General features: G+C 68.2%; 12 protein-coding genes. 6 read left to right on the top strand and 6 right to left on the bottom strand.

Features of this window, described 5'->3' with window-relative positions; translation table 11 throughout:
- The first annotated feature begins 75 nt into the window (after window positions 1-75).
- Window positions 76-1566, top strand: coding sequence for an AarF/ABC1/UbiB kinase family protein (locus ABZ824_RS11095; RefSeq protein ID WP_356963139.1), 1491 nt, complete (start codon window positions 76-78; stop codon window positions 1564-1566).
- Between the two features lie 119 nt (window positions 1567-1685).
- Here the strand turns inward: ABZ824_RS11095 and ABZ824_RS11100 are convergent, their stop codons facing one another.
- Window positions 1686-2285, bottom strand: a complete 600-nt coding sequence (locus ABZ824_RS11100; protein WP_356963141.1) for a GDSL-type esterase/lipase family protein — start codon at window positions 2283-2285, stop codon at window positions 1686-1688.
- Between the two features lie 85 nt (window positions 2286-2370).
- Here ABZ824_RS11100 and ABZ824_RS11105 point away from each other — a divergent pair, with 85 nt between their 5' ends.
- Both ABZ824_RS11105 and ABZ824_RS11110 read left to right on the top strand, forming a co-directional pair.
- Window positions 2371-3165 carry a 2OG-Fe(II) oxygenase family protein gene (locus ABZ824_RS11105; protein ID WP_356963143.1) on the top strand — a complete coding sequence of 265 codons (795 nt, stop codon included), beginning with the start codon at window positions 2371-2373 and terminating at the stop codon, window positions 3163-3165.
- Window positions 3152-3916, top strand: coding sequence for an SDR family oxidoreductase (locus ABZ824_RS11110; RefSeq protein ID WP_356963145.1), 765 nt, complete (start codon window positions 3152-3154; stop codon window positions 3914-3916). Before ABZ824_RS11105 ends, ABZ824_RS11110 begins: the two co-directional genes overlap by 14 nt.
- 8 nt (window positions 3917-3924) lie before the next feature.
- Here ABZ824_RS11110 and ABZ824_RS11115 read toward each other — a convergent pair whose 3' ends face one another.
- Together ABZ824_RS11115 and ABZ824_RS11120 are read right to left on the bottom strand one after the other, a co-directional pair.
- Complete coding sequence (locus tag ABZ824_RS11115) at window positions 3925-4794, bottom strand: SDR family NAD(P)-dependent oxidoreductase (RefSeq protein ID WP_355071113.1); 870 nt, start codon at window positions 4792-4794, stop codon at window positions 3925-3927.
- A gap of 21 nt (window positions 4795-4815) precedes the next feature.
- Window positions 4816-5715, bottom strand: a complete 900-nt coding sequence (locus ABZ824_RS11120; protein ID WP_356963146.1) for a polysaccharide deacetylase family protein — start codon at window positions 5713-5715, stop codon at window positions 4816-4818.
- Window positions 5716-5994: 279 nt separating this feature from the next.
- On the opposite strand from ABZ824_RS11120, the gene ABZ824_RS11125 reads away from it, so the two are divergent.
- Complete coding sequence (locus ABZ824_RS11125) at window positions 5995-8367, top strand: lysylphosphatidylglycerol synthase transmembrane domain-containing protein (protein WP_356963148.1); 2373 nt, start codon at window positions 5995-5997, stop codon at window positions 8365-8367.
- On the opposite strand, the gene ABZ824_RS11130 is transcribed toward ABZ824_RS11125, so the two are convergent.
- Complete coding sequence (locus tag ABZ824_RS11130) at window positions 8364-9062, bottom strand: class I SAM-dependent methyltransferase (protein WP_356963150.1); 699 nt, start codon at window positions 9060-9062, stop codon at window positions 8364-8366. The two genes, ABZ824_RS11125 and ABZ824_RS11130, sit on opposite strands and share 4 nt — an antisense overlap.
- Before the next feature lie 98 nt (window positions 9063-9160).
- On the opposite strand from ABZ824_RS11130, the gene ABZ824_RS11135 reads away from it, so the two are divergent.
- A complete protein-coding gene (locus ABZ824_RS11135; protein ID WP_356963152.1) occupies window positions 9161-9733 on the top strand; it encodes a TetR/AcrR family transcriptional regulator in 573 nt (190 codons plus the stop codon).
- Between the two features lie 143 nt (window positions 9734-9876).
- On the opposite strand, the gene ABZ824_RS11140 is transcribed toward ABZ824_RS11135, so the two are convergent.
- Both ABZ824_RS11140 and fadD5 read right to left on the bottom strand, forming a co-directional pair.
- Window positions 9877-10479 (bottom strand): cysteine hydrolase, encoded by a 603-nt coding sequence (locus ABZ824_RS11140; protein WP_355071104.1) that lies wholly within the window; start codon window positions 10477-10479, stop codon window positions 9877-9879.
- A gap of 68 nt (window positions 10480-10547) precedes the next feature.
- The gene (gene fadD5 / locus ABZ824_RS11145; RefSeq protein WP_356963154.1) at window positions 10548-12119 is read right to left on the bottom strand and encodes a fatty-acid--CoA ligase FadD5; all 1572 of its coding nucleotides are present in this window, start codon (window positions 12117-12119) and stop codon (window positions 10548-10550) included.
- A 342-nt stretch (window positions 12120-12461) separates the two neighbouring features.
- Here fadD5 and ABZ824_RS11150 point away from each other — a divergent pair, with 342 nt between their 5' ends.
- On the top strand, window positions 12462-13439 hold the full coding sequence (locus tag ABZ824_RS11150) for a nitronate monooxygenase family protein (protein WP_356963156.1): 978 nt from the start codon (window positions 12462-12464) through the stop codon (window positions 13437-13439).
- Window positions 13440-13441: the final 2 nt, after the last annotated feature.

Genomic DNA, 13441 nt, shown 5'->3' on the forward strand with positions numbered 1-13441 from the left:
GTCCCAGACAGTCTAAGCCCTACTGTCGGGTACTGCACCTGTGTCACACTTGTGCCCGCGACTGTGAGGTGAGTCATGACCATCCGGCCCATCGGAGAGCGCCCCGAGCCGGGGGCCGCGGGCAAACGATCCCGGCTCTTCGCGTCGCGTTCCCACGATAAACCGCCTGTTCGCGGCGCTGTTCGCGGCGCGAAACTGGCCGTGCTGCCGATGGCCTTCGCGGGACGGCAGGCCGCGGGCATCGGCAAGCGGGCGCTCGGCAGATCGGCCGAAGAAGTCAATCGGGACATTCAGCTCCGCACCGCGCAGCACATCTTCGAGGTGCTCGGCGAGCTGAAAGGCTGCGCCGCGAAGCTGGGGCAACTGCTGGCCATCTACGAGTTGGCGCTGCCGCGGGAGGTGGCCGAGCCGTACCGGATCGCGCTCAGCAGGTTGCAGGACGCCGCGCCCGCGATGCTGCCGCACACCGTCCGCGCTGCCATAGCCGAAAGCATGGGGACGGAATGGCATTCGCACTTCCGCGAATTCGATGATCGACGCGCCGCCGCGGCCTCGCTAGGGCAGGTGCACCGGGCGATCTGGCACGACGGCAGACCGGTCGCGGTCAAGGTGATGTATCCCGGCGGCAGGCAGGCGGTGGCCCGCGATTTGGACCACCTGCGCCGGATCTCCTATCTCGCCACGGTTTTCCTGCCGGGCGCGGACGTGAAGGCGGTGACCGAAGCGATCTGCGCGTCGGTCGCCGGGGAACTCGACTATGCGGCGGAAGCCGAGCATCAGCGCGCCTTCGCCGCGGCCTACGCGGATGATCCCGACTTCTATGTGCCGAATGTGGTTGCGCAACATGGCGACGTACTGATCAGCGAATGGATCGATGGCACACCCGTACCGCGCGTCCTCGCCGCGGGCACGCAGGCCGAGCGTGACCGGGTGGGCATGCTCATGGTCCGCTTCGTGACCTCCGGCTGGGCTCGCCACGGCCTGCTGTACGCCGATCCGCATCCGGGCAACTTCCGCGTGCTGCCGGACGGCCGGCTCGGCGTCATGGACTTCGGCGCGTGCAGCCCGTGGCCTCCTGCGGGTTTCGGCGAACTGACGCTCGACTGCTGTAAAGCGATATTCCGGGGCGGGCCAGGAGATCTGGCCGACGCCACGCGCCGACACGGCTTCGTGGCGAACGGACTCGCTCTCGACAGCGACGCGCTCTACGCCGCCATCACTCCCTGCGGTGAACCCTTCCGGCACGAGACCTACCGGCTGACCACCCGGTGGTTGCGGCGACAAGTGTTGCGCACCACCAATCCTCGATTGACCAATGTGGTCCGGCAGCTGACCATGCCCGCCTACTTCACGCCGTTCGCCCGCTCGTTCCTCACGCTCGTGGGCGTGCTCGGTCAGCTGGAGACCGAAGGTCCTTATCGCGACGAGATCGTCCGTTGGGTACCGGAATTGAGCGAGGCGTTCGTCTCGGACGAGGCGCCGAAGGCCGGTTCGCCGACACTGGATCTGGAGCCCGCGCGGAGACGTCGGGCAGAGGCGGCCAAGCGGGGGATGTCGATCGGGTAATTCCGGTCACTATGGGGCGCAGCGGATTTCGGTGCAACGCCGGGTCGGTGACGCCGAATTCGAAATAGTAGCCTGTTCTGTCTGAGACAGATTAGACTATACGATCCGAAATCGACGTGTCACCGCGACAGCCACGCGCGCCACTGCGGAGCGATGAGCGCGGCCATCTCCTCGTAACCCGCGGCCCCTGGGTGCGCCCCGTCACCCGCGCGCACGTCGGCGGCCCACACCGCGCTGTCGCGCAGTAGCTGGTGCACTCGCACGTACGGCACCTCCGCCGCGGCGCAGACCTGCGCGAATCGCTCGTCCAGCGCGGCGGTGCGGGCATTGTGCTCGTCGTCGGCGATCGGCGGCGGAGCGACCATCAGCACCTGCCACCCTCGCTCGCCCGCCTGCGCGAGCAACTCGCCGAGGTTGGCCGCCGACTCCTCGGGCGCGACCCGCGAACCGCCGTTCTCGTGCATGGCGTCGTTCACGCCGAAGGAGAGCACGACCCGCGCGTCTACGCCCTCCGGCAGGCGGGGCGCGCATTCGGCGCGGAAGCGCCGCAGGATCTCGGCCGAGGTCTGTCTGCGCACCCCGAGGTTGTAGGCCGTCAGCGGAATCCCTTCCGCATGTGCCGCGGACGCGAGCCTGCCCACCCACCCCCGGAAATCCGGGTCGCCGACACCGGCGACGAACGAATCCCCGACGAAACACACACGCAGATCCCGGTTCATTCGCGTGATCCTCGCAGGGCCGCGACCGGCCCGCGTGTTCCGGGTACGGGCAATATGATCACGGAGGTTCGACCGGGAGGGAGTAATGGTGACAACCGAGCCGGAGCTCGCGACACCGCCGGTTCCGCAGTGGTTCGCAGAGTTGTTCGCCCACCGACGCTGGATCCGGCGCAGCAGGCCCTTTCCGCACGTGTACGCCCGCGATGTCTTCGTTCCCGAGTTCTATCAGCGGTTGACCGAGCAACTGGAGCGGGTTCGCGGCGAGCGCCCCGACCTGGTCGCCCCGGTCGCCGACGGCTACAGCGCCGACGGAATTCGGCTGGGGGACCTGCGCGACGGCCCGCTCGCGGTGTTCACCTCACGCGAGTGGCATGACCTGGTCGCCCGGCTCGGGGGCGTCGAACCGACCGGCGACGTCGAAGGATCGGTGCACCACCACGGGCCGGGCAGCCCGTTCGGCTGGCCGCACAACGATCTCAACCCGGCCTGGTTCCCCGGCCCGCCGCCCGGTCCCGGCGAAGTACGCCTGCCCGACGCCACCGTGCACACCAAAACCGGGGCACGCGCGCCCGGCGTCGTCGCGCGCGAGACCGTGCGCGGCGTCGCGGTGCTGTTCTATCTGAGCAATCCGGGATGGCAGCCGGGCGACGGCGGCGAGACCGCGCTGTACGACCACGTCGCCCAGGGAGCCGCGCTGCCGTCGGTGTCCCTCGTCCCGCCGCTGGACAATTCGCTGCTGCTGTTCGAGGTCACCCCGCGCACCTGGCACACGTTCGCGGGCAACAACGTCAACGACCGCAACAGCGTGGTGATGTGGGTGCACCGCACCAAGGCGGACGCCGAACGGCGCTGGGGAGGAGACAAGATTGTCCACTGGTGAACGCCGCGTCTGCCTGCTCACCGGTGCGAGCGGCACGCTGGGCGACGCGTTCTGCCAGGCCTACTACCGCGACTACGACATCGTCGCCGTGTGCCGCACGCGCACGCCCGCGGTGCCGTCGCAGCTGGAGTGGTACATCGATCCGCTGGCGCCGAACGCGACCGTGCCCGAGAACGATTCCCGTGTGTTCGTAGTGCGGTCGGATCTGACCGAGCCGGGTGAAGTGGAACGGGTGGTCGATCTGGCGCTGGCCCGGTTCGGCGGAGTCGACCTGCTGGTGAACAACGCGGCGCACGTCCGGCTGCATCCGGGCGGCATCGTCGACGGCGACGCAGCGCTGGACGACTTCGATCCGCACTTCGCGCTGAACGTAGCGGTACCCCTGCGTCTTTCGGCGCGGCTGGCACAACGATGCTGGTTGCACGCGGGCCCCGAGAATCACGCGCGCAACCGCAACATCGTCAATGTCTCGAGCATCTCCGGCTCGGAGGTCTACCCGGGACAGACGCTGTACTCCGCGTCGAAAGCCGCGCTCAACCAGCTGACCCGCAATATCGCCGCCGAGTTCGCCGAGTTCGGGGTGCGCGCGAACGCGGTCGCCCCGACCACTTTTCCGGCCCTGGTCCCCACCGAGCAAGTCGCGCGGGCGATCGTCGAGCTGGACGCGAGCGCGGTGTCCGGTGGGGTGTACGGGGTCGGTGTCGAGCCGGAGCGGGCAGCGGGCTCCTCACTCCGGCTCGCAGAACCGTGACCGCCTGACTATTCGGTCGACGTGAGCCCGGTGGCCCGCTCGGACAGCGTCCAGAGCCGTCCCGCGAGATCGGCGTCGACCGCCTGCTTGTTGCGCGGCGGCTCCAGTCGGAAACGATGGAAGTACTGGCCGTTGATCGCCGCACCGTCGGCGGTCGTGGCCAAATGCACCAGCGGCTCGGCGCCCTTGTCCGGCTGGATGAAGAACGGGCGCGCCAGCGGAGACCGGACGAACCAGCCGAAGCCGAGCGGCGCGTTGTCGTAGACATGGGTCGCGACCACACCGGGGTGGAAGGCCGCGGTGGTGATGCCGGTGCCCTCGGTGCGGCGGGCCAGTTCCCTGGTGAACAAGATGTTCGCCAGTTTGGACGCGCCGTACGCGCCGAGCTGGTTGAACGAGCCGGTCGGCGCGTTGGCCGTGTCCAAGTCCAGCTTCGCCATCCGGTAGGTCGTGCTCGCGGTGTTCACCACCCGGGCCCGCGAACGGGTCAAACGCTCCAGCAGCAGGTTGGTCAGCAGGAACGGGGACAGGTGATTGACCTGGAAGGTGAGTTCGTTGCCGTCGTCGGTGACCGTCCGCTTGGGCCACGCGCCGCCCGCGTTGTTGGCCAGCACGTCGATCGTCGGGTACCGGTCGAGCAGTTGGTCGGCCAGCTTGCGCACGTCGTCGAGCCGGGCGAAGTCGGCGACGAACGGCTGCGCGCCCGCCTTCGCCGCCACCTCGGCGGTGCGCTCCGGTGATCGGCCGACGACGGCGACGGTGGCGCCGCGAGCCGCGAGCCGCTGCGCCGCTGCGGCGCCGATGCCCGAGCTCGCGCCGGTCACCACCACCGTCTTTCCGGTGAGGTCCTGGTCCTGTGTCTGTTCCTGCGCTGCCATCGCTGCCTCTCGCAGATCGGTTTACCTGACCCGATCGTCATCGGCTCGCGCGGGTTCGGCAAGCACCGACGCGCTCGAGTAGTGGGCGGCGATCTCGTCGCTGGTGGTCAGCCACACTCCCGGGTGGCCCGACACGTATGCGAGTGCTTCGTCCAGGTATCTGATCCGGAAAGCCTGCCCGATCACGAAGGGGTGCAGGGCCAGCGCCATGACCCGCCCGCTGTCGGCCGACTCGGCGTAGAGCTGGTCGAACTGATCGCGGACCATGCGCACGAAATCCGGTCCGCTGGTGGCTTTGCCGAGGAACAGTGTGTTGTCGTTGAGTTCCACCGAGTAAGGGACACTGAGCACGCCGGGTACCGACAGGGGATAGGGCTGGTCGTCGTTGGTCCAGTCGAGGACGTAGCCGAGGCCGAGTTCGGCCAGCAGCGACGGGGTGCGGAAGGACTCGGTGAGCGCGGGCCCCATCCAGCCGCGCGGCCTCCGTCCGGTCGCGCGCTCGATGGTCGCGACCACATCGGCGAGGTAGGCGCCCTCCTCCTCCGCCGGAACGTCCGGCTGGAAGATCGAGTTGTTCTTCCCGTGCGCGAGCCACGCCCAGTCCCGCCGTACACCCGCCGCGATGATCTGCGGATACCGCTCGGCGACATCGGAATTCAGCAACGCGCTGGCCCGGATACCGTGCCGGTCGAGCACCTCGATCACCCGCCAGATGCCCACCCGCGGTCCGTAATCACGCCAGCCGTAGTTCAGCGGATCCGGCGCGAGCCCGGCAGTACCGGGAAAGATGCTCGTGGACGGCCGGTCCACCCGATAGTGCTCGACATTGAGTCCGACATAGAACGCCACCCTGGCACCGCCGGGCCACCGCAACGGCGGACGATCGACGATCGGGCTGTACTCGAAGAGTTCGTTGTCCATGCCCTCATGCTGAAACTTGACACTGATGTGAAGATCAACCTCGAGCGTGAGTGATGTCCGGCACACTGCACAACCGAGCGGAGACAGCGGCGGGGTTCCGCGAGCCGGATCGTCCACACCAGCCGGTATCGTGCAGCGAACGTAACAACAGACTTCGTACGCACATGGGTAACTCACCGGGTACGCCCAGAAAAGGGGAGCGGCACTCGACGCAGGACCTGAACGCGGGTCTCGCGGCTCCAACCAGTACGGCCTGAATACCCGGAGAGGCGGGCGAGCATGCGAGTGGACGGGCGGGAGATCCCGGTCACGGGGAGCCTGCTACAGCCGCTGATCCGGCGCACGAGCGACATCATCCGGGTCGTCCTCGCAACACTGTGGGTGGCGGTCGTGATCGCGGCCTCACTGATCACCCGCCCGGAATGGCTGGCCCTGGAACGCTCGGTCTCCAACATCGTCGGTTTCCTCAACCCGGACCAGTCGAACCTGGTGTACCTGGTCTACGGCATGGCGATTCTCGCGCTGCCGTTCGCGATCCTGATCGAGCTGATCATCGGCAGGCAGTGGAAGCTGCTCGCCGGCTACGCCGCTGCCGGGGCGGTAGCGGGATTGCTGTTGTCCATCACCGGCACCGGCCTCTCCGCGCCGAAATGGCATCTGCAAGTGCCGGACCGGTTGGACACCTTCCTGTCCCAGTTCCTCGACGATCCGCGCTGGATCGCGATGATCGCCGCCATGCTCACCGTCGCCAGTCCGTGGCTGCCCACCCGCCCGCGGCGCTGGTTGTGGTTCCTGCTGCTGGCGTTCGCGCCGATCCACCTCGCGGTCAGCACCGTGGTGCCCGCCCGGGCGATGTTCGGGCTCGCGGTCGGCTGGCTGGTCGGCGCGGTGATCGTGCTCGTGGTGGGCACGCCCGCGCTGGAGGTCCCGCTCGACGCGGCCGTGCGGGTGCTCGCCAAACGTGGTCACACGGTCACCGGGTTCACCGTGGTGCATCCGGCGGGCCGCGGTCCGTTGGTGCTCGCCGCCGCCATCGAAGGGCCGGAACGCGAGCTGCTCGTCGAGATGTTCGGCAAGAACCAGCGCAGTTTCGGCGCGCTGCGCCAGCTGTGGCGCTGGCTGACCTTCCGCTCCAGCGAAACCGCGGCCATCCACGGTTCCATGCACCGTGCGGTCGAGCATCGCGCGCTCATGGCGATCGCCGTCGCCGACCTGGGGCTCGGCAGCGGCACCCCCGTCGCGGTCGCCGCGCTGTCGCGTGGCTGGATGCTGTACGCGCACACGCAGCCGTGCGGCACGGCGATCACCGAACAGTCCGCCGAAGTGCTGCCCGGAGTGTGGCGAGCGCTGGACACTCTGCAACAGAAGCAGATCTCACACGGCGACCTGCGGCCGGTCGACATCCGTGTGGCCGACGGCGTCACGCTGTTCGGCGGCTTCGGCAACGCCGAATACGGAGCGTCGGACGCGCAACTGCAATCCGACATCGCCCAGTTGCTGGTGACGACCACCGCGACGTTCGGCAAGGAGCCCGCCGTGCGCGCGGCGATCGAAACCCTGGGTGAGGCGCGGGTACTCGCCGCGGCGGGCCGGTTGACCAAGTCGGCCATACCGACCGGCATCCGCAAAGCGGTCCCGGAATGGAAGACCGCGCTGTCCGACGCCCGCGACGAGGTGCGCAAACAGACCGGTCAGGACCGGATCGAAGCCGAGCAGATCACCCGGTTCTCCCGCAACCAGATCATCCAGTTGGTCCTGCTGATCGGGCTGGTGTACGTCGCCTACCCGTTCATCAGCGCAGTGCCGACCTTCTTCACCCAGCTGCGCACGGCGAACTGGTGGTGGGCGCTGCTCGGGCTGCTCGTCTCCGCCCTGACCTACGTCGGCGCGGCGGCGGCGCTGTGGGCCTGTGCGTTCGGCGCGGTGAACATCCGGAATCTGCTCATCATGCAGGTCGCCAATACTTTCGCCGCGACCACCACCCCCGCAGGCGTCGGCGGACTCGCGTTGAGCGTGCGGTTTCTGCAGAAGTCAGGTATCGGCACGGTGCGCGCCACCGCCGCGGTCGCGCTGCAACAGGCGGTGCAGGTGATCACGCATGTCGGCCTGCTGCTCGCGTTCAGCATCCTGGCGGGCACCTCGACGGACCTGTCGCATTTCGTCCCGCACGCCACGGTGCTGTATCTGCTCGCCGGCGTGGGCGTCGGGATCGTCGGCGCGTTCATGTTCGTGCCGAAACTGCGCCGCTGGTTGAACGACGCGGTGCGGCCGCAGTTGCAGGAGGTCATCGGCGAACTCGCCGACCTGGCCCGCGATCCCAAACGTTCCGCGGTGATCATCGGCGGATGCGCGGCGCTCACCGTCGGTATGGCGGGCGCGCTGTGGGCCAGCGTGCAGGCGTTCGGCGGCGGCACCACCTTCATCACCGTCACGATCGTCACCATGATCGGCGGCACGCTGGCCGCGGCCGCGCCGACCCCGGGCGGTGTCGGCGCGGTCGAGGCGGCGCTGATCGGTGGTCTGGCCGCCTTCGGCCTGCCCGCGAACATCGCGGTGCCCTCGGTGCTGCTCTACCGCGTACTCACCTGCTGGCTTCCGGTGTTCTGCGGCTGGGGCGCCATGCGCTGGCTGGCGAAGAAGGACCTGATCTAAGCGGCGGTCTCGCCTGGCTTGTTCGCCAGCAGCACGGCGGTCGCGGGGCGGACGACGACGAATTCGACACTTTCGAAACCGTTCGCGCGCAAATCGTCTCGATACCGGCGGATATCGATGCCCGCCAGTGGATCACCGTGGTCGTGATCGGCATCGTGGGTGCGGTGCGCCGCGAATCTCGCCATGACGCGCACCACGGTGGAGAGCAACGGATCGGTCGGCAGCGTGTCGGCGAGCAGCAGCCGGCCGCCCGGGCGCAATACCCGGAACATCTGCGCGATGGCGTCGGCACGGTGCGACGCGGGGATGTGATGCATCGCGAAGGTCGAGGTCACGAGATCGGCGGACGCGTCGGGCAGCGGAAGATCCTGTGCCGTCCCGACTTCGAACCGGCAATTGGCCAGGTCATGTGAGCGCGCGGTCGCGTAGTCGATCATCTGCGGCGACGGATCGACGCCGGTGACCCGGCCGGCGCGGCGAGCGAGCACGCGAGCGAGGTCGCCCGGACCGCAACCGACATCGACGACCTCGGCGCCGGCGGCGGGACGAGCCAACTCGGCGAGCCGGGCGTTCAGGCGGTTCGCCCGGCCGAGTAGAAGCGCGGCTTTGAGGGCACGGTAGCGGCGCGGTTGGGTGAGCAGCACGCCGACGTCGGGGTGGCTATCGGTGGCAGACTGGTGTTCGTTTCCGGACATGAGTTCAGGATCTGCCGATATGGCCGTGCCGACCAGGATCAATGCCACGGAAACCGTCCGTAATCGGACGCGTACGAGACATTTGTCCGGGAGGCACCGTGCAGGAAGAACAGGACAGCGCCGATCGCCGGGTCCGGCGCACCAGGGCCTCGCTGCACCGAGCGCTGATCGAACTCATGGTCGAAGGCGCCTACGACCGGATCACCGTCCGCGACATCCTCGAGCGCGCGGACGTCGGGCGGTCGACGTTCTACACCCACTACCGGGACAAAGACGATCTGCTGCTGCGCAGCAGCACCGACTACCTGCGCGCGGCCATGACCGCGGCCGAGACCGACGCGGACGCTCCCGAACCGCTCGCGCCGGTGCGCACGCTGTTCGAGCTGGCCGCCGGTCACCCGGAGATCTACCGGCCGCTGCTCGGCCGCAAGAGCGGCACCGTGCTATTGCGCACCACGCGGGTGATGGTCGCGCAGATCCTCGCCGAGCGGCTGCGCGACCGGCTGACGATGCCGGAAGACGAGTTCGCGACCACCGTGACGTTCCTGTCCTGGGGTGTCGTCGGCCTGCTCGGCGCGATCGCGGAAGGACACCCACCGCTCTCGGCCGAGGAGGCGTACCAGCAGGTGGTCCGCCTCATCGGCCCCGGATTGGCCGGACGGAGTGCGTGACCGGCCCTCCCTGCCAACCAGCTCGTCGGTGTGCGCCATCGGCCACTCCTCGAGAGGCCGAGCTATCCCATATTCGTGAGGAAGTTCCGATGTGGTCGATTCCTGTGTGGGCGGGAAGGCATTTCCTCCGTGAGAAGCGATGCTCAGCCGCTGATCAGTTCCAGTGCATCCGCGGCGCGCACACTGCCCGCGGTGACGAGTTCGAGGTTGGCCAAAGCGGCTTCGTGCGCTTCCGGGGTGGCGGCGGCCACGCAGTCGGCTACCGGGTGCACGGTAAAGCCGAGATCGGTGCCGTGCCGTGCGGTCTGCTCGACGGTCAGGTTGGTGGCGACGCCAGTGACGAAGAGCGTCTCGATCCCTTGATCGGCCAACCATTCCGGCAGTTTGCTGCCCGCCAGGCCGGAGAGTTTCTGGTTGTCGAAGACTTCCGTCGGCTGCGCCGCCATCTCCGGAATGATCGCGGCGCCCGGTGATTCCGGCCGGAACTCGGTCTGCGCCGCGCCGACCGAGCGCATGAATCCGGTGTTGCGCACCAGTTCTCCTTCGCCGATCGGAATGGTGAACCGGGTGAAGACCACCGGCAGCCGCGCCGCGAGCGCCGCGGCGTGGAAGTCCGTCGCCCGCGCCACGACGCCAGAAGCCGCCACGGGCGCGGCCAGCATGGGACCGAAGAAACCCTCCGGCCGAATGACATTCACCTGCCAGTGCAGCGCCAGCACGGCGGCGCGGATGCGTCGGATCGCCATGTGACGACCTTACGCATCCGCGCCCGCGTGCATTGTCCGATTCACGTGAAACCGAACGCACCGCACGCTCAGGACGAATAGTCCTTGCGCAACTGGACTTTGACCACCTTGCCGCTCGCATTGCGCGGCAGCTCGGCAAGCAGCACCAGCTCCTTGGGGTGCTTGTAGCGCGCGAGGTTCTCGTTGAGGAACGGCTCCAACTCGGCCAAGGTCAGCTCGTCGTCCGGGTTGTGCAGGGCGACCACCGCGACCGGCACCTCACCCCACTTCTCGTGCGTGCGGCCCACCACCGCGGCCTCCCGGATCTTCGGGTGCGCGAACAGGACGTTCTCCACCTCGGCGCAGTAGATGTTCTCGCCACCGGAGATGATCATGTCCTTCTTGCGGTCCACCACGTAGACGAAGCCCTCTTCGTCCTGGCGGACCAGGTCGCCGGAGTGGAACCAGCCGCCCGCGAAGGCCTCGGCGGTGGCTTCCGGCTTGTTCCAGTAGCCCTGCATGAGCGTGGGACCGCGATACACGATCTCGCCCACTTCGCCGGGCGCGACGTCGTTCATCTCGTCGTCGACGATGCGCGCCTGGATGGTGGGGATCACCTTGCCGACCGAGCCGAGCTTGCGGATGGCGTCCTTGCCCTCCAGCACGCAGGTGATCGGCGACATCTCCGTCTGGCCGAACACCGCGACGTTGAACGAGTTCGGGAAGCACTCGGCCATCGCGCGCAGCACGGTGTCGGAGGCGGGCGCGGCGCCCCAGCTGAGCACCTCGAGCGCGAGCTTGCGATCCTTCACCGTCGGATGGTCGCAGACCAGCTGCCACTGCGCGGGCACGCAGAACGCGGAGGTGGCCTGCTCGCGCTCCAGCGCGTCCAGGAACTCACCGGCGTCGAAGGCGCCGAGCGGATGCAGCACCGTCTTCGAGCCCAGCAGGAAGGCGGGCGCGAGGCTACCGAGACCGGCGATGTGGAACAGCGGCGAGGTGCACAGCCCGATCGAGTCCGGTTCCAGCGCCAGCGCTCGGATGCAGGTCAGCGCCTGCGCGTTCATATTCGCGTGGGTCAGCACCGCGCCCTTCGGGCTGCCGGTGGTGCCCGAGGTGTACATGATGAGGCTGGGGGTGTCCTCGGGGAGGTCCAGTGGGGTGTGCGACTCACCCGATTCGGCGATCAGGTCGTCGTAGCCGATCACGCCGTCCTCGGACGCGCCGCCGATCACCACGAGGGTCTCCAGGGCGGGCGCCTGCGCTCGCACGGCGGCGGCCAGCGGCCGCAGCACGGTATCGGTGACGACCGCCTTGGCCCCGCTGTCGCCGACGATATAGGCGACCTCCGGCGGCGTGAGCCGGAAGTTGACCGGGACCGCGATCGCGCCCAGCGCGTTGATGCCGAACACGGCCTCGAGGTATTCCGGGTAATTCAGCGCCAGGATCAGCACCCGGTCGCCGAACCCGACGCCCCGGCGCGCCAGTCCGTCGGCGAACTTCAGCGACCGCTCGTGCAACTGCCGCCAGGTCGTGTCCACGCCACGGAACCGGATCGCGACCGCGTCCGGGCGCATCTGCGCGTGCACGGCGATCTGGTTGTTCCAGTGATTACGCCGCGACCTGATCGGCTCGTCGAGCGCTGCTGCCCCGGTGGTCATTGCCACGAACTCCTCTCGGACCGTCATCGGCCCGCCGGGTGGTCCGACGGCGGCGACGGGCTGAATCGCGTGCAGAATAGCAACTAACTTAAACGCCCGGCAAGAGATTGCGGAATGAATCCGGGTTAATCATCCCGGATCTGGGACCCGGTCCGTCTTGAACTCTTCTAGCAGGCTGTTTGATATCCCACCGACCAGTTGCGAAGCGGAATCAGCAGCGATGAAGATCATCAAATATGCGAACCACGGCTCACTTGTGAGTTGAAGGCGGGCCGATTCTCGTGTCACCATCGACCAGAACGGGCGAACCGGCACGCCCGCGCGAGACATAGGAGAAGCGCAATGCTGCGGACCAGGTTCACCGAGAAGTTCGGGGTGGAACACCCGATCGTGCAGGGCGGCATGATGTGGGTCGGGCGGGCCGAACTCGTCGCGGCCGTCGCCGACGCGGGCGGGCTCGGCTTCATCACGGCGCTGACCCAGCCGACCCCGGACGACCTGCGCCGCGAGATCGAGCGCACCAGAGAACTCACCGACAAGCCGTTCGGCGTGAACGTCACCATCCTGCCGTCGATCAATCCGCCGCCGTACGCGGAATACGTGCGGGCGATCATCGACAGCGGCGTCGGGATCGTCGAAACGGCAGGCAGCAACCCCGAACCGTTCCTGCCGTACTACAAGGACGCGGGTATCAAGGTGCTGCACAAGTGCACCAGCGTGCGGCACGCGCTGAAGGCCGAGCGGATCGGCGTGGACGGAGTGAGCATCGATGGCTTCGAATGCGCGGGCCACCCCGGTGAGGACGACGTCCCCGGCCTGGTGCTCATCCCGGCCGCCGCACGGGAGCTGAGCATCCCGATGATCGCCTCCGGCGGCATCGCCGACGCCCGCGGCCTGGTCGCCGCGCTCGCCCTCGGCGCGGACGGCGTCAACATGGGCACCCGGTTCCTGTGCACGCAGGAGTCCTCGATCGATCAGAAGGTCAAGGAGAAGATCGTCGCGAACTCCGAGCGCGACACCCAGCTCATCTTCCGCACCATGCGCAACACGGCGCGGGTGGCGGACAACGAGATCAGCCGCAAGGTCGTCGAGATCGAGAAGTCCGGCGGCACCTTCGACGACGTGCGGGACCTGGTGGCGGGTGCGCGCGGCCGCCGGGTGTTCGAGGAGGGCGACCTGGACGCGGGCATCTGGTCGGTCGGCCTGTGCCAGGGCCTGATCCACGACATCCCGACCTGCGCCGAGCTGATCGGCCGGATGGTCACCGAGGCCGAGGAGCTGATCACGGCCCGTCTGGCCGAAACCGTGGTGGTCGGCTGACC

Source organism: Nocardia sp. NPDC047038, assembly GCF_040644075.1.
In the GTDB taxonomy this organism is placed as follows: Bacteria; Actinomycetota; Actinomycetes; order Mycobacteriales; family Mycobacteriaceae; genus Nocardia; species Nocardia sichangensis.